At 67.2% G+C, this 14,650-nt stretch carries 18 protein-coding genes and 1 tRNA gene; 3 read left to right on the top strand and 16 right to left on the bottom strand.

Annotated elements, in window-relative coordinates; translation table 11 throughout:
* Nucleotides 1-198: 198 nt before the first annotated feature.
* A complete protein-coding gene (locus EV138_RS21680; RefSeq protein ID WP_133980663.1) occupies nt 199-738 on the top strand; it encodes a hypothetical protein in 540 nt (179 codons plus the stop codon).
* Between the two features lie 198 nt (nt 739-936).
* Here the strand turns inward: EV138_RS21680 and EV138_RS21670 are convergent, their stop codons facing one another.
* A complete protein-coding gene (locus tag EV138_RS21670; RefSeq protein ID WP_133980662.1) occupies nt 937-1,830 on the bottom strand; it encodes an LLM class flavin-dependent oxidoreductase in 894 nt (297 codons plus the stop codon).
* A 97-nt stretch (nt 1,831-1,927) separates the two neighbouring features.
* Here EV138_RS21670 and EV138_RS21665 point away from each other — a divergent pair, with 97 nt between their 5' ends.
* Entirely contained in the window at nt 1,928-2,368 is a 441-nt protein-coding gene (locus EV138_RS21665) for a MarR family winged helix-turn-helix transcriptional regulator (protein ID WP_238158274.1), read from the top strand.
* Nucleotides 2,369-2,654: 286 nt separating this feature from the next.
* On the opposite strand, the gene EV138_RS38670 is transcribed toward EV138_RS21665, so the two are convergent.
* The 15 genes from EV138_RS38670 to EV138_RS21590 form a co-directional block, all read right to left on the bottom strand.
* Nucleotides 2,655-2,897 (bottom strand): ATP-binding protein, encoded by a 243-nt coding sequence (locus EV138_RS38670; protein WP_439648996.1) that lies wholly within the window; start codon nt 2,895-2,897, stop codon nt 2,655-2,657.
* 28 nt (nt 2,898-2,925) lie between these two features.
* Nucleotides 2,926-3,180: a hypothetical protein gene (locus tag EV138_RS21655; RefSeq protein WP_133980661.1), complete on the bottom strand. Its 255-nt coding sequence runs from the start codon at nt 3,178-3,180 to the stop codon at nt 2,926-2,928.
* Nucleotides 3,181-3,195: 15 nt separating this feature from the next.
* A complete protein-coding gene (locus EV138_RS21650; RefSeq protein ID WP_238158273.1) occupies nt 3,196-4,008 on the bottom strand; it encodes an alpha/beta fold hydrolase in 813 nt (270 codons plus the stop codon).
* Between the two features lie 48 nt (nt 4,009-4,056).
* Nucleotides 4,057-4,479 carry a DoxX family protein gene (locus EV138_RS21645; protein WP_133980659.1) on the bottom strand — a complete coding sequence of 141 codons (423 nt, stop codon included), beginning with the start codon at nt 4,477-4,479 and terminating at the stop codon, nt 4,057-4,059.
* Nucleotides 4,480-4,582: 103 nt separating this feature from the next.
* Nucleotides 4,583-5,428 carry an ABC transporter permease gene (locus EV138_RS21640; RefSeq protein ID WP_133980658.1) on the bottom strand — a complete coding sequence of 282 codons (846 nt, stop codon included), beginning with the start codon at nt 5,426-5,428 and terminating at the stop codon, nt 4,583-4,585.
* Nucleotides 5,425-6,378 (bottom strand): ATP-binding cassette domain-containing protein, encoded by a 954-nt coding sequence (locus EV138_RS21635; protein WP_133980657.1) that lies wholly within the window; start codon nt 6,376-6,378, stop codon nt 5,425-5,427. Before EV138_RS21635 ends, EV138_RS21640 begins: the two co-directional genes overlap by 4 nt.
* Before the next feature lie 104 nt (nt 6,379-6,482).
* On the bottom strand, nt 6,483-7,076 hold the full coding sequence (locus tag EV138_RS21630; RefSeq protein ID WP_133980656.1) for a PadR family transcriptional regulator: 594 nt from the start codon (nt 7,074-7,076) through the stop codon (nt 6,483-6,485).
* A gap of 196 nt (nt 7,077-7,272) precedes the next feature.
* A complete protein-coding gene (locus EV138_RS21625) occupies nt 7,273-7,899 on the bottom strand; it encodes a class I SAM-dependent methyltransferase (RefSeq protein WP_133980655.1) in 627 nt (208 codons plus the stop codon).
* Between the two features lie 30 nt (nt 7,900-7,929).
* On the bottom strand, nt 7,930-8,721 hold the full coding sequence (locus EV138_RS21620) for an FAD:protein FMN transferase (RefSeq protein WP_238158272.1): 792 nt from the start codon (nt 8,719-8,721) through the stop codon (nt 7,930-7,932).
* Nucleotides 8,718-9,203: an FMN-binding protein gene (locus EV138_RS21615; RefSeq protein WP_133980654.1), complete on the bottom strand. Its 486-nt coding sequence runs from the start codon at nt 9,201-9,203 to the stop codon at nt 8,718-8,720. The genes EV138_RS21620 and EV138_RS21615 overlap by 4 nt, the downstream gene beginning before the upstream one ends.
* A gap of 4 nt (nt 9,204-9,207) precedes the next feature.
* Complete coding sequence (locus tag EV138_RS21610) at nt 9,208-10,737, bottom strand: ferredoxin reductase family protein (RefSeq protein WP_133980653.1); 1,530 nt, start codon at nt 10,735-10,737, stop codon at nt 9,208-9,210.
* A 102-nt stretch (nt 10,738-10,839) separates the two neighbouring features.
* Nucleotides 10,840-11,934 (bottom strand): hypothetical protein, encoded by a 1,095-nt coding sequence (locus tag EV138_RS21605; RefSeq protein ID WP_133980652.1) that lies wholly within the window; start codon nt 11,932-11,934, stop codon nt 10,840-10,842.
* Nucleotides 11,935-12,053: 119 nt separating this feature from the next.
* On the bottom strand, nt 12,054-12,710 hold the full coding sequence (locus EV138_RS21600; protein ID WP_133980651.1) for a class I SAM-dependent methyltransferase: 657 nt from the start codon (nt 12,708-12,710) through the stop codon (nt 12,054-12,056).
* A 54-nt stretch (nt 12,711-12,764) separates the two neighbouring features.
* Entirely contained in the window at nt 12,765-13,790 is a 1,026-nt protein-coding gene (locus EV138_RS21595; RefSeq protein WP_202866787.1) for an alpha/beta fold hydrolase, read from the bottom strand.
* 76 nt (nt 13,791-13,866) lie between these two features.
* Nucleotides 13,867-13,949: transfer RNA gene (locus EV138_RS21590), tRNA-Tyr, on the bottom strand.
* An 82-nt stretch (nt 13,950-14,031) separates the two neighbouring features.
* On the opposite strand from EV138_RS21590, the gene EV138_RS21585 reads away from it, so the two are divergent.
* Nucleotides 14,032-14,523, top strand: a complete 492-nt coding sequence (locus tag EV138_RS21585; protein WP_133980649.1) for a YajQ family cyclic di-GMP-binding protein — start codon at nt 14,032-14,034, stop codon at nt 14,521-14,523.
* Nucleotides 14,524-14,650: the final 127 nt, after the last annotated feature.

The raw sequence follows: 14,650 nt of genomic DNA, 5'->3' as shown, positions 1-14,650 counted from the left end.
GCCGAGACACCATCCGCCTCGGCGCCACCGCGGACAGCTCCTGGACGCAGCCAGCTCGACGACTGGCCTGCCGAGCCGCCGCCCGCCACCGGGTGCCGCCGCGGCCAGCCCCCGGCATTGACCAACGCGACGACGGCCGGCCTGACACCTGCGATGCCTACTGTTGGTGACGTAGTGGTCACGTTCCGAGGGGGAGCTATGCGGAAGCGCTTTCTGAGTTTCGGCGTACCGGTGGTCGCGGTGCTGGCCGTGCTCGGTGGGGCCTGGATCTTCGATGCCCGGAGCGGCGCGGCTCTGGACGAGTCCGGAGGCAGCCTGGGGATCCGCATGGATGACGTGCGGCAGGGTGCTGACGTCTACTTCCTGGCCCCGACCCCGATCAATCGATCCGGCCGGGCACTCGAACTCCTCGCCGCCGCACCCGATCAGACGCCGGCCGGACTCGAGTTCGTCGAAGCCAGGGTGTACAAGACGGCCGAGTTCCTCGACGGTGTTCCGGCGTGCTGGGCGACCGGCCGCGGTGAGGGCGCCGACCCCGCACGGCACAAGTCCACGCCGATCGCGGGACAACGGATCGGCGCGCATGCCGACCTTGGCGCTGTCATCTATCTGCATTTCCGGGTCAGCAGCGCCCAACGCCCGCTGATCTCGTCAGGGGTCCGATTCAGCTATCGGCGAGGCTTCCGAGAGCACAGCCAAGTGCTCGGCGGCGAGTACTCAGTCGGCGAACTAACGTGACCTGTTGCTGCTCGGCCCCCTGCTGCTCGATCGGCTGCCCGGTCGCCTGCTGCCCAGTCGCCTGCTGCTCGATCGGCTGCATCCCGGTCGGCTGCTGCTCGGTCGGCCTCGGCTCGGTCGCCTGCTGACCGGTCGTCTGCTTACCGGTCGGCTGCTGGCTGGTCGGCGGACTAGCGTGCCCTGCTGCTCGTCGGCGAACTAGCGTGATCCGGTTGCGGCTCGGACGGCGGGGGCGATTTCCTGGGACCAGCGCTTGAGGGTGGTGTCGTACGGGTCGGGGCCGGTGGGGAAGAGGGTGAAGCCGGCGGCGCTGTGTTCGAGGACGGCACCGGTGAGTTCTTCGATCCACTGGTCTGTGGAGCCGCCGATCCAGCGGCCGTCGTCGTCGCGGGTGCGGGGTAGCGGCCGGGCGGTGATAGCGCCGGGGAAGTTGTAGATCGTCGCGATCTCGGTGGGCTTTCGTCCGACCGCCAGCGCGGCCTCGTCGATGATCGCGCGGGATCGCAGGTACGGCTCGCTCAACCAGTCGGCCGCGTGGCCTGGGATCCAGCCGTCGGCCTGTCGACCAGTCGCCACCAATGATTTGGGGCCGACAGAGCCGGTCCAGATCTCCGGCGCTCGGACCGGAGAAGCCGCGAGACCTTTGACTGGGTAGTGAGTCCCGGACGTAACCGCCGGTCCTCCGCCGGACAGCTGGCGGACCAGCACCATCGCTTCCTCGAAGGCCTCGACTGCCCCTGCGGGCGTGAGGCGCGGCACTCCCATCGTGGTGATCCGATCCCACGCTCCCCCTGCGCCGAGCCCCAGGATGAACCGGCCCTCGGACATCGCGGTCAGCGTTGCCGCGGTCCGCGCCAGGATGGGCGCCGGGCGGAGCGGCAGGTTCGTCACGTTGACGAAGCCGGCAATCCTTTCGGTCCGGCCGAGCAGGAAGCCGACCATGGCGTAGCCGTCGAGGCGCTCAGCCAGGTACGGATGGTCCGAGGTCGAGAAGTGGTCGAGACCGTCCCGGTCGGCCTGCTCGGCCAAGCGCAGTATTTCGCTCAACTCGCCGAGTTCGGCGGGTGAGCCGTAGCCGAAGCGCACGTTCATTGTCTGTCTCCGTCCGTAGATACTTCGTAGACCTAAATACTAGCCCTACGAACTATTAGAAGCACAAACAGTTCGGTCTGCGGACTACAGTGGAGGGGTGGCAACCAAGACGGCGAGAGACACGGAGCTGGTCGGCTCCCTGGTGACCTTGATGCACGTACTCCAGGACCTGTACGCCGAGACGAGCCGGCCGCTCGGCTTGACGCCTCAGCAGGCGCACCTGATCTGCGTGCTTCTCGACGGACCGCTCGGCATGACCGAGCTGAGCCGGATCATGAGCATCGAGCGCTCCAGCCTCACCAGCATGGTCGACCGGCTGGAACGCCGTTCGCTGGTCGCGCGGTCCGCCCACCCCACCGACCGCCGCGCGTGCCAGATCGCCCTCACCGACGAAGGCCGCACCCTCGCCCACCAGGCACACGACGCCTACGCGGGGCGAGTCGAGGCCCTCACCACAGACCTCACTCCCAGCCACCGCTCCCACGTCCTCGCAGCCCTCAACCGCATAGTCACCGCCGCCACCCCCAAACACCCCTAAAACCAAGGGCAGAACGCCGAGAAAGCGCACGAGACGTAGAGCGCGCGGTGGGGCGGGTGCGTTCGTCGGTGAAGGGCAGGCAGTCGGACGGACGCCTGAGCGGGGGAAAGTGCGGGCAGTCGGACCGGCTGACGGGCGGGGAGCAGCCGGCGGGACCGATCCGTCTGTCGGCTGGCTGCGGAGGTTTCGTCCGACACCGCTTGTTGGCGAGTTCTGACACCGCCGGGCACGTGTCGGTGCCGCGGATGTTGGTTTGCGTCGACACCGCTTCCGCTCCCGACGGGTGTCAGGTTGTCCGCTGCCTTGTGGCTTGGGCCAGACGGTAGGAGTCGGTGCCGGTCTCGAGGATGGTGCCGCCGAAGGTGAGTCGGTCGACGATGGCTGCGCATAGCCGGGGGTCGGTGAAGGTCTTGGTCCAGCCGCCGAAGGACTCATTGGACGCACTTTCGGCACCGGGCCACCGCCCGGGAATGGTGACCGCATGCGACCACAGCCCGGAATCACTGGCCCTGCCGAGGTGCCTGGTCATGTGCTGCGCAGGGGTTCGGTGGGCGGTACTAAGTCGGCGCGGAGTGCGGGGTACGACCGACGACGGAGCCGATGAGCCGCGAGTAGGCCAGGTCGACTCCCACTGAAGCCCAGGTCAGTACGACGGCCCGGCCTTGCGCGGCGACGAAGACGTTGGTGACGAGCACGCCCAGGATCAGGCCTGTGATGCCGCCGACGACATCAACCTCGGCACCACCTGTCCGCCCCGTGTCCCTGGCGCGACGAAGATCTGCTTGCGCGGTGCCTAATCGGTCTTCCCGCACCACCTCGCGGGCCTCTCAGTGTTCGCTGCTGAAGAACCGTAGCAACAGTGGGCCGATGGTCTGTGGGTCGACGACGTGATCCGGCCCGTCGAGGGTCTCCCGTTGAGCGTGGGGTAGTAGGTCTGCAAGCTCGTCGGCTGCGCGGTCGAAGAAGTCCGAGGGCAGGCCTGCCATGTAGGGGACCGTGATCGGTCCTCCGGTGGTGACCAGGACCGGTTGGGTGACCGTTGCCAGTCGATCGGTCGGCAATTGGTAGCGGTTGTCGAAGACGCTGTCGTGGACCAGCGTGGGCGCGAGGGCGACCGAATCCGCCCAATGCGCCGTCTTCTTGCCTGCCGCTTTCCTGGCCGCGATGTTGTCGTCGGAGGCGCCGGTCATGCGCATGAACAGTTCGAGAACCTCCTCGTCTCGCCCGGCGTCGAAGGCGCGTCGGGTGTCCGCGACGTACTCCTCGAATCGCGGGCGTATGTCGTCTCCGACCGCGTAGGGCACCTCCCACACGGCGATCGTGTCGATGGCTGACCCGGCCGCGGCGGCTTCCAGCGCCAGAGCGCCACCAGAGGACGCCCCGAACAGGTGCGCCGAGCCGCCCGCCTCCGCGATCAACGCATCCAGGTCCTCGATCTCCCTTTCCACGGCGTAGGGCTCGGTGAAGCCGCTCGCGCCGCGTCCCCGACGGGCATAGTTGTAAACCGTGAAGTGCTCGGCGAGAGCAGGTACCAAGGGAGCGTTCTCGGCTCCGTCGTCCTGTGCGCCGCCTACCAGGACGACAGCCGGGCCGCTTCCCTTCCGGTCGTAGGCGATGGTGGTGCCATCGTTTGATGTCACGCGAAAGTCCATCTCGTTCATCTCACATCTCCGTTCGAGAGGTTTGTCTCAGCGCCTGAGCAGCGTGCCGACGACGGCCTCGGTGCGCGACCACCGCGCCCTTGCGATCACGGCCGCCACGGCGAGACAGGCGAGCGGCAGCCAAGGGCTCTGCTCGAGCACGAACTGATCGGTGATGACAGCACCGGTCAGCAATGCCGCCAACCCGAGACTGGCCAGGCCCGCCAGAGCCGGGATCAGGAGTCCAACCCCTCCCGCGACCTCCAGCGCTCCGACCAGGTACCGGAGCCACTGGCCAGCCCCGATGTCGGCGAACATGTCCACCATGACCGGGTCGCCGGCGAGCTTCGAGATTCCGCCGCCGGCGATGATCGCCGCCAGCACGACTTGCAGAATCCAGACCCCGATGCTGCTCGCCCGCCCGGGCGTGTGCGCAACGGTTTCCAAGTTGTTCTTGGGGATGGTGCTCATTCGGCTCTCCTTGTCGTGTCCGGGCCTGGTACCGGTGATGGCGTTGGCCGAGTGGGCCGGGTTGTCGGAGCTGATTTCGACCAAGTGCTCGCGGTAGCGGCATCTACTTCTTGTTGCGGTAGAGGACCATGGTGATGGGACCGAACACCGCGACGAGAAGTACGGACGAGACGAGCACCCAGCCGATTTCCCCGGCCGGGACCGAGCCGTCCATCAGGCCGCGTACCACGGTCGCCAGGTGGGTGATCGGGTTGACCTCGACGACCGCCTGCATCCACCCGGGCATCGTCTTCGGGTCCACGAAGATGTTGCTCACGAACGTGAGCGGGAACATCACCATCATGCTGACCCCCGCCACCGAGTTCGGCGTGCGCAGGATCAGGCTGAGCATCGTCCACAGCCACGACAGGCAGAACGAGAACACCAGTAGCAGCACCACCGAGAGCACCACCCCGACGGCGCCACCCTCCGGCCGGAACCCTAGGACCAGTCCGAGCGTGATCACGATCGCCGACCCGATCGAGTAGCGCACCAGATCGCCGAGCAGGGCGCCGACCAGCGGCGACGGTCGCCACACCGGAAGTGACCTGAACCTGTCGAACACCCCCTTCTGGATGTCGGTGTTCAGCGTGATGCCGGTGTTCATGGTGATCATGACGTTCGCCTGCACCAGGATGCCGGGCAGCAGGAACTGCAGGTACTCCTGAGTCGACCCGGCGAGCGCGCCACCGAACAGGTAGGTGAACATCAGCGTGAACATGATCGGGAACATGGTCACGTCGACGAGCTGCTCGGGCACGTGTTTGATCTTCAGCAAAGCGCGCCAGCCGAACGTCAGCGAGGTGAGCACCGGGCCGGGGCGCGACGGCCGCTCGCCTGCCAACAGCACACTGCGCAGCGCGTCCTCGGTGACCGGCGCCGACGCCTGTTCCGCGGTCGTGGCATTCATGCGGCATCCTCCTCGGCGGCGTGTCCGGTCAGGGTGAGGAACACCTCGTCCAGGCTCGGCTGACCGAGCGCGAACTCGGTGACGTCGATGCCGCTGCGGGACAGCTCGGCCAGGGCGCGGGCGACCCGCTCGGGGTCGGAGATCCGCGCGGACAGCGCGGACGGGTCGGCGGACGGCTCGGCCGGCACCTCGAGGACGCCGGCGAGGACCCGTTCGGCCTCGGCCCGCTGCTCGGGCGCACGTAGCCGTACGTGCAGCGAGCCGGCACCGACCGATGCCTTGAGCTCGCCACTCGAGCCCTCGGCGATCACCTTCCCGTGGTCGATCACCGCGATCCGGTCGGCCAGCTGGTCGGCCTCGTCGAGGTACTGCGTGGTCAGCAACACGGTGGCGCCCTCGGCGACCATGCCCCTGACGATCTCCCAGACCTGGTTCCTGCTGCGCGGGTCGAGCCCGGTCGTGGGCTCGTCGAGGAAGATCAGTTCGGGGGTGACGACCAGGCTCGCCGCGATGTCGATGCGCCTGCGCATCCCGCCGGAGTACTTCTTCACCTGCCGGTCGGCCGCCTCGGCAAGACCGAACGCGTCGAGCAGGTCGGCCGCCCGCTCCCTGCCTCGGCGGCGTGAGTAGCCGAGCAACCTGGCGAGCAGCAACAGGTTCTCCACCCCGGTGAGGTCCTCGTCGACCGACGCGAACTGCCCGGTGAGGCCCACCCTGCTCTGCACCGCCCGGGCGTCACGCACGACGTCGTAGCCGAGCACTTGCGCCTCTCCGGCATCGGGGCGCAGGAGCGTGGCCAGCATGCGGATCGTGGTGGTCTTGCCCGCCCCGTTCGGACCGAGCACGCCGTACACGCCCCCGGCGCTCACGGCCAGGTCCACACCGGCGACCGCGTGGGTCTTGCCGAAGCTTTTCTTCAACCCTCTCGTCTCGATCGCGAGCTTTCCCATGGGTTCGAGTCCTTCTCTCGGTGTTGCGAACGGATTGGTTGAGCACTAGTCAAGTTTGGTTACTTGGCCAGAGTGCACGAAGAGGAACGTCTAGTCAAGTTTGATTAGAAGCGCATCTTGAGGTGATCGGCGACCGTTCGCCACGAACCCGGATCATCGGCCATGGTGTAGGCGCCCTCAGCCAGTCGTTTGCTCAGGCTCTTCGCCCACTCCAGTTCGGTGCGTGCGTGTCCCGCCCACAGTTCGGCCTGATCGCGGACGTGCTCGGGGGTGTCCCGATTGGGGTGCTCCCGCCACTTGGCCTGCTCTACGAGCTCCGCTTCCAGGCGCGCGACCCGCTCGTTGACGTGCGCGATGGCATCTGTCCTGGTCAGCATGGGCAACATGGCGATGGCCGCGTTGAGCATGGCCGGGTCGTGGGTGCGCCGCAGACCGTCGCGGACAAGTTCGACTATCTCGTCACGTCCCCGAGCTGTCGCGCGGTACAGAACGCGCTCCGGCCCGGAGTTGCCCGGCTCGGGGTGTTCGGTGAGGAGGCCATCAGCCGCCGCCTTCTTCAGCGCATGATAAATCGAGCCGGGCTTGATCTTGGCCCAAATCTCCACACCCCAGCTCTGCAGTTCGGACCGCACCTGGTAGCCATGCGCGCCGCCGGAGAGGTGCACGACACCGAGTACCAGGAGCTTCGTCGCCGACATGCGCCCACCTCCGCTCAATCTGCTCGGACTCGCTCCGCTTGCGCGCCCGCCAGGGTGTTGTCAACTCCCACCAACACTAAGGTGCCCTCCTGGTCCGGGTGGTGTCAGCACTGACCTACAAACGGTGCTGGTGGAGACCTCCAAAGCCACTCGGCGAGGGGCGCGCGGTGGAGCCGGTGGGTTAGTGGCGGGTGGGTTAGTGGGTGAAGGTGAAGAGGTGTTGGGTGGGGTTTTGGTGGGGTGGGGTGCCGGTGAAGCGGTGGGAGCCTACGCCGATTTCCAGGTCGTCGGGGGCGTGGAAGGACTCCTCGGTGAAGTCGTTGGCGGCGAACCATTCGCGGATCGTCGGGGTGAAATCGGGAGCACCTCGATGGCGCGTCCAGATCACCAAGGCACCTGGGTTGCACATACCGGGTAGAGCTTCGATGGTCCTGCGGATGTCGTCATCGCTGATGTTGCCGAAGACACCGACCATCAACACCAAGTCGGCCGGGATCGCGCCCGCATAGGAGGCGCCTTGGCCGGCATCAGCCTGGCGTACTGCGATCGCCGGAAACTCCGCGGCGGCCGAGCGGGCCCGAGCGACGTTGCGTTCGTCGTACTCGAGCAAGGTCGCCGTGACGCGATTCGAGTCGCCGCGATTCCGTAGTACGCCCAAGAGGTCTCTGCCGTCGCCGGCACACGCGCTGACCACGCGGACGTCGTTCGGCGCCGTGCGGTCGAGCCACTCCCCGATCAGCCCTTGGATGATCCGCAACCGCCGGGACAGCCCGGATCCAGGATCGTCGTACGCGGCGTGCCAGGCTTCCCAATCCGTCGTCATGCCACCGAAACTACCCATCCCCGCCGACAATCACCCGGCCCCTTGGCCTACCGGATGACTCGTGTCGAAGAGGGTCGTTTGCCCATCCGCCCAGACGATCAACCCGGTACGTCGAGGGCGGGTGCGCAGCCAACTGAGCGCCTGCGCCCCCTGCGCAAAAGCGGCCGTGGCCTCGATGTCCACCCAGGTGAGCGAATCGCCGACGACGGTGACCGAAGCGATCCCGTACGCCGGGCGCCCGGTGCGCGGGTCGATGATGTGGGTGCCGCGGTGACTGGTTCCGGCGGTCGCGACGGCTCCTGTGCGCAGGGGAACGGTGGCAACGAGCCGGTTCGGATCGAGCGGATCCTCGATGCCGATACACCAGGGCTCGGTCGTTGGGTCGAGAGTGCGAGCGACCATGTCGCCGCCCGCGGAGAGGCAGTAGTCGGTGTCCTCGAGGCCGTCGAGATAGCGGCGAGCTGCGCGTTCCACCGCCCAGCCCTTGACCACGCCGCTCGGGTCGAACACCAGCCCGCCCGCGGGATCGGGCAGGTAGACAGAGAAGGCACCATCGGAGATTTCGACCGCCTGGTTGGCGATTTCGAGCACTTCGCTCACCTCGGGCGGGCAGTCGGGCAAGCTGAGCTCGTCGCGTCCGAGGCGGGAGATGAACGAATCCGCGCGGTACGTGCTGAACACCCGATCGACCTCTCGCAACTCGTCGACAACAGCTTCCCACGTACTGCGTGCGCTCGCGTCCCTCGTGTGCTTGCCGCGAAGCGCGAGGCTGATCGGCATACCCATCACCTGCTCGACGTACCGGGCGATCGGGGCGTTCACAGGCCGGCCTTGTCGAGGGCGGATTGCAGGGATCGGGTGTAGCCGTCGCTGGTGACTGTGGCGCCGCTGATCATGTCGATGGCGGCGCTCTGCTTGGCGAGCGTCTCGTTGATGAGTACCGGCAGCGCGTACGCGTTGATCTGCTGGTCCTTGCCATTGCCGTTGGGGTACTGCAGGACGGACACGTCGGTGATCTTGCCGTTGGCAACGATTACTTGGACCTGGACCGGACCCCATTGCGTGTCGGCGACATCGCCTTGCACCGTGGTCGCCGCGGTGGACGTGGAGGCGGTCGAGCTCGGCTCCGGCGTACCGCCCGAACCCGGCGAAGCCGCGGCGCCTGTGCCGGAGCTGGTGGTGGGGTTTGCGGAGCCGATCACGGCTGGAGCGCTGGCGGCTTTGCCGGAGGTCGAGGTGTGGTAACCGAAGAGCAGGACGACGACCGTGATCGTGCTGAGGAGCCAGGTTGCGATGCGTTTCATGGGGTCACCACGTGAAGTTCTCGAGATGGATGCGGTCTGCGGGTACGCCGGCTGCAGCGGCTGCGCGTTGCACGGAGGCGGTCCAGGGATCAGGTCCGCACAGATAGACGTCCCGGTCGGCAATGTCAGGGATCCACGTACGAAGGGCCGCCACATCATCGAGGTGGTCCGCGCCGTGGCCGAGCCATGAATCGGGAGCGCGTCGGTGGCCCGGCAGCAGGCCGACGAGGAGTCCGCGTTCGGCAGCGAGCATCCGGAGCTCTCGCTCGAAGAGCGGCGTACGGGTGTAGCGCTGGATCAGGACGGCTTCACCGGGGCCGTAGTCGAGTCCTTCGGCCAGTGCGCGCAATGGAGTGATCCCGACTCCAGCACCGATCAGTGCGACCTTGCGGCCGGTGCGGGCTCGCGCGGAGAGCCGGCCGTACGGGCCTTCCATCAGCACGGGTGTGCCGGGTCGCAAGCTTCGGAGGGACGCACTGTTGTCACCGAGCGCCTTGACCGAGATCCGGAGGCTCTGACTGCTGGGTGCGGCGGACAGCGAGTACGGGTTGCCGCGGGTCCACCCAGTGCGGTCCATGAACCGCCAGGTGAGGAACTGCCCTGCTTCGGCGCCCAGTCGATCCAGGTGTCGCCCAGTGAGGTACACCGACACCACGCCGTCTCCCTCGTCCGCAACGGCAGCTACGCGAAGGCGGTGACGAGCACTGTTGACCAGCGGCGCTCCGACGCGCCAGACCAGTACTGCGGCTGCGGCGACGGCCCAGAGCGTCCACCAGTACGCCGTGGCTGCTGGCGAGCTGATGAACTCCTGGCCTGTCCACAGCTGATGGGGAAGAGCTAGGCCCACTCCTAGATAGGCGTAGAGGTGCAGGAGATGCCACGACTCGTAGCGCAGCCGACGACGCGCTGCGCGCACGCTGGTCACCACGCTCAGCACCAGGCACGCAGTACCGGCTAGTGCGAGCAGGACTCCTGGGTAGTCGGTGATGAGGTCCCAGAAGGTGCTTGGGATCTTTGTGGCGCTACCGGCGGCATAGCCCCAGGTGATCAGCACCAGGTGGGCCACCATCAGGTTGAACGAGGTGAAGCCGACTACTCGGTGGACCCGCAGCACCCGGTCCTGTCCGAACGCACGCTCCAGCAGCGGGACGCGTGCGATCAGTAGGACTTGCACTAGCAGTAGATCCGAAGCCAACAGACCGCCGAGCCGCCCGAGCGAGGTAAGCCCGGTCTCCCACCCGCCCAGCGCCTGGATGCCCCGACCGGCCACCCACCAATAGGCGACCACCAACAGGCTTACCCAAAGCGCAGCCCCCGCAACAACGCGCACACCCGCGTCAAATCGCGCCCGCCGCCCCAGCACGTGCCGCCAAGCCTCGCGCCCACCCACCCCGTACTGGGTTGCCGCACCCGAGTGCTGCTGGAGCTCAGCGCTCGGGTGCCGCGGGGTCGCGCCTGCGCTTGGGTGGGTCGGCGGCGTCGTAGTACCGCGGTCGGCTGCGGCGGGGCGGCGTACGCCTGTCGTTGTGTCCATCGAGGCTCCCTGGCGGAGTGGTGATTCCTCGATGGTTCACGGACTTGCTGAGACGACGACCCACGCAAGCTGGGAGCTTGCTGTGGATCTGCCGACGGGGTGTTACGACTTGGCCGCCAGATACAGCCGAAGAACGGTGTCGTAGTCGACGACCTCAACGGCCTCCGCCTCACCGACCTCGACCGCGTCCTGGCTGGTCGTCACCAGAAGCCGCCGCGGATCGTTGAGCTCCACGCCGTACTTGGTCTTCGCGAAGGCCCGGTTCTCGGCGTTCTTGAAGAACTCCCCGTACTGCGTACCGTCGCCGGCCGCCGTCGTAGAGCGCCGCCGCTTCTTGCCGTCCTTCGCCGTCTCCAGCAACGGCAGCGCGAAGTCACCGACGATGTGAGTCCCGTCGGAGCGCTCCAGGATGAAGTCGGGCGTGACCGCAGTACCGTCTTCTGCCTCGAGTACCGGCTCGCGGATCAGCTGGGTCGCGTCGAACGCGGACAGCAGGATCTCCTCGTGCTGCTGAAGGAACTCCCCGACGGTCGTCTTGTGCAGACCCTGGTGATACGTGCTTCCGAACGGGTCCGCCTTGAGCAGCTGGTCGAGCTCACCACGCGGTACGGCGAACGTGCCGACCGGGTCCAGGTGGGGCACGGAGTTGACCAGGTTCTGCAGGAAGTCGCGGTACTTGTCGGCCGGCTCGGACCGGTGGATCGCGATCGCCAGGAAGGTCCAGTGCAGACGCTGGCCGGAGGCGAGCAGTACGCGGTTGAGCACGGAGTAGTTCCCCGGGGCGAACTGCAGCAGCTTGCCGTCACCGGTGCCGACGAGCTCCCGCCCGATCAGTCCCTCGGCACCCGGGAAGCGGCTGCGCAGAGCGCTGCGCCCGGTCTCGGTGGCGATCGTCGCGTCCTGATAGACATCGGCCTCGCGCAGGATCACCACCGGCTTGGAGCCGGCGGCATCCGCGAAGTACTGATCGATGCCGGCAGCCTTCTGCCGCCGTACTTCGAGCGAGCGGTACTCCCGGCTGATCCCGGTGAACTCCAGGATGTTCCAGTCCGGCGTCTCCGTCAGCACCATCACCCGCGGAAACAGCAACGGCCCCGGCAGCTCACGGGAGTGACTGGCCGTCAGATGCTCGCTCACGCCCCGAAGGTGCTCGCCCCAGAACTGCCCATTCACCTTGACGAACTCAGTGGGTTTCATAGCCCGCGTCTCCTACCTGGAACTCAGCCGAACCGACTAGACAACCAACCTGCGACAGCCCCACCACTATTCCCCATGGTGACGGGCTGTTCCGCAGCGGCCGCCCAGTAGCTCGTGAGCTACGCGGTGGCAGTGCCTGCGATGTGCGTGTTGAACGGCAGGAACGGCGAACGGATCCGGTGATGCTGGAGGTCGACGCCGGCGAAGCCCGCCGATTCGATCGCGCTCGCGAGATCTCGCTCGCACGAGCAGCCCTCGAACACCCACGCCCACGGACGGCGTACTGCACGCTGTGCCCACCGGGTCGGCGTGTTCTTCTTCGCGACGACGTGCTCGGCGAAACTGAACCGGCCACCTGGCCGCAGTACGCGTCGTACCTCGGCGAGTACTGCGGCCGGATCACTCACGCTGCAAAGGACAAGGCTCGAGATCACGGCGTCCGCGCTCCCGTCCGGCAGGTCGATGCGCTCAGCGACGACGTCGCGGACCTCGACCTCCACACCGTGCCTGGTGGCTGCACGCCGGAGCCGGGGGTGCATGTAGCGGTTCGGTTCGATCGCGATGAGGTGCGTACCCGGAGCCAGGTAGCGCAGGTTCGCACCGACGCCCGAGCCCAGCTCGACCACGGTCTGTGGCAGCTCGGCGAATACCGCGGTCTTCCGTTTGCGCAACTGCAGATCGAGGTAGCCGCCCAGCGCCGCGAAGAACATCGAGTTGAACCGGCCGCGGAGGGGATGCAGAGTGAACCCGTCACGTTGAGTCGCCGTCTTGGTCATGCTGTCATCCTGCGGGTACGGCGAGCGCCAGGGCAGCCGTGGAAATACGGCACTTCAGCCCGTCGGGTGCGTCGCGGCGTACCAGGCGGCGATCTGTGCGCGCGACCGGAAGCCCATCCGCACGAGGATCCGCTCGATGTGCGACTCGGCCGAGCGTTCGGTGATGACCAGTTCCTCGGCGATCTGCCGATTCGACCACCCGCGGACGACGAGGGCCGCGACCTCTGCCTGTCGCGGAGTCAGCGAGGGACGGGCCGTCCGCGGCAGCCGCGGTAGTCCGAGGCCGGCGCGGATCGCATCGACGAGAGTCTCCACGTCGCCGGCGAACGGCACGTGCGTGCGGCCCGGCAACAGCTTCAGGGTCGCGCCGGCGATCCCGGCCGCCAATCGCTTGCCCTCCGCCACGGGCGCCGCGCGATCGTCAGCACGGTGGATCACGGTGGTTTGCACGCCGCCGATCCGGGCAAGGTCCTCGCTCACGTCGATCTCGTAGCAAGCGGCCAGCAGCCGCCGGGCCGTCGCGGGGGACGCCGACTGACGTTGGTACGTCGAGAAGGTGGCCCGGAATCCGGCGTCGGCATCGGGTGCGAAGATCTCGACCAGGACATCGGAGGCGAATCCCCAGTGCTGCTCGACCAGCCCGAGCAAGTGCTGGCGAAGAGCAGGCGGAGAGACTTGATCGCCCTGCACCCAACCGCCGTACAGCACCAGCCGGTCGACCGACTCGGGACGACGGGCCGCGAACTTCACCGCCAGCGGCGCTCCGAACGACGTACCCACCAGGTCGAACCTGTCGGCACGGACCGCCTTGGTCACTGCCTCGATGACCTCGAGTTCAAGCTCGACGACGTCCGAACGATCCGTCGCCCCGGACAGCCCGCAGCCGGGCCGGTCGTACCGCACGACCGTGCGGCCATTGGCGAGACTCTCGTAGAACAGGCGCTCCGCAGGCATCGCCCACCCCAGTTCGAGATGCGACACCCACCCCGGCACACAAACCACGACCGGCCCCACCCCGGCCACCGCGAACCGAATCGCAGTCCCGTCCCCCAACACCACCGAGCCGAGCCTCTGCTCCACCCCAAGAGTCTGACACCCCCACCACGAAACAGCCCCCAACCCGAATCTCTCCAGGTCAGGGGCTGTTTAGCTCCTGTGGCGGGTGCAGGGTTCGAACCTGCGTAGGCATAAGCCGACAGATTTACAGTCTGCTCCCTTTGGCCGCTCGGGCAACCCGCCAGGGCGCTGCTGATCCGTGGACCGGCGTGAGAGACGATACAACAGACAGTGCCCCTGACAGCAAATCGGAAAGGAACTGCCCATGGCTTCGGAGTCCTCCTTCGACATCGTGAACAAGGTCGATCACCAGGAGGTGGACAACGCCGTGAACCAGGCGGCGAAGGAGATCAGCCAGCGGTTCGACTTCAAGAACGTCGACGCGGCCATCAAGCTGACCGGCGAGACGATCGACATGCAGGCGAACACCGAGGAGCGGGTCAACGCCGTCCTCGACGTGCTCAAGGACAAACTGGTCAAGCGGCAGATCTCGCTGAAGGGCCTGGACGCCGACGAGCCGAAGCTGTCCGGGAAGGTCTACAAGATCACCGCCTCGATCAACGCCGGGATCACCCAGGAGAACGCGAAGAAGCTGTCGAAGCTGATCCGCGACGAGGGCCCGAAGGGCGTCAAGGCACAGATCCAGGGCGACGAACTCCGCGTCTCCAGCAAGAGCCGCGACGACCTCCAGACGGTCCAGGCGCTCATCAAGGGCGAGGACCTCGACTTCGCCGTCCAGTTCGTCAACTACCGCTGACCCACCCGAACGTCGCGCCGGCCGCCCGAGCCGGCGGCGACGCTCGACCGGCGCCCGCCGCACGGCAGCCGCCGCCCCGGCGCACCGCGCCGGTGCAGCGCCGCCTCGGCGCATCGGCCGTACCCCG

Source organism: Kribbella voronezhensis (genome assembly GCF_004365175.1).
In the GTDB taxonomy this organism is placed as follows: Bacteria; Actinomycetota; Actinomycetes; order Propionibacteriales; family Kribbellaceae; genus Kribbella; species Kribbella voronezhensis.
This window is presented reverse-complemented; position numbering and strand designations above follow the sequence as displayed.

Excerpts from the sequence above, each read along its gene's own strand:
- EV138_RS21680 (WP_133980663.1), top strand. The coding sequence starts at position 199 with ATGCGGAAGCGCTTTCTGAGTTTCGGCGTACCGGTGGTCGCGGTGCTG.
- EV138_RS21670 (WP_133980662.1), bottom strand. The coding sequence starts at position 1,830 with ATGAACGTGCGCTTCGGCTACGGCTCACCCGCCGAACTCGGCGAGTTG.
- EV138_RS38670 (WP_439648996.1), bottom strand. The coding sequence starts at position 2,897 with ATGACCAGGCACCTCGGCAGGGCCAGTGATTCCGGGCTGTGGTCGCAT.
- EV138_RS21645 (WP_133980659.1), bottom strand. The coding sequence starts at position 4,479 with ATGAGCACCATCCCCAAGAACAACTTGGAAACCGTTGCGCACACGCCC.
- EV138_RS21640 (WP_133980658.1), bottom strand. The coding sequence starts at position 5,428 with ATGAATGCCACGACCGCGGAACAGGCGTCGGCGCCGGTCACCGAGGAC.
- EV138_RS21635 (WP_133980657.1), bottom strand. The coding sequence starts at position 6,378 with ATGGGAAAGCTCGCGATCGAGACGAGAGGGTTGAAGAAAAGCTTCGGC.
- EV138_RS21630 (WP_133980656.1), bottom strand. The coding sequence starts at position 7,076 with ATGTCGGCGACGAAGCTCCTGGTACTCGGTGTCGTGCACCTCTCCGGC.
- EV138_RS21625 (WP_133980655.1), bottom strand. The coding sequence starts at position 7,899 with ATGACGACGGATTGGGAAGCCTGGCACGCCGCGTACGACGATCCTGGA.
- EV138_RS21615 (WP_133980654.1), bottom strand. The coding sequence starts at position 9,203 with ATGAAACGCATCGCAACCTGGCTCCTCAGCACGATCACGGTCGTCGTC.
- EV138_RS21610 (WP_133980653.1), bottom strand. The coding sequence starts at position 10,737 with ATGGACACAACGACAGGCGTACGCCGCCCCGCCGCAGCCGACCGCGGT.
- EV138_RS21605 (WP_133980652.1), bottom strand. The coding sequence starts at position 11,934 with ATGAAACCCACTGAGTTCGTCAAGGTGAATGGGCAGTTCTGGGGCGAG.
- EV138_RS21600 (WP_133980651.1), bottom strand. The coding sequence starts at position 12,710 with ATGACCAAGACGGCGACTCAACGTGACGGGTTCACTCTGCATCCCCTC.
- EV138_RS21585 (WP_133980649.1), top strand. The coding sequence starts at position 14,032 with ATGGCTTCGGAGTCCTCCTTCGACATCGTGAACAAGGTCGATCACCAG.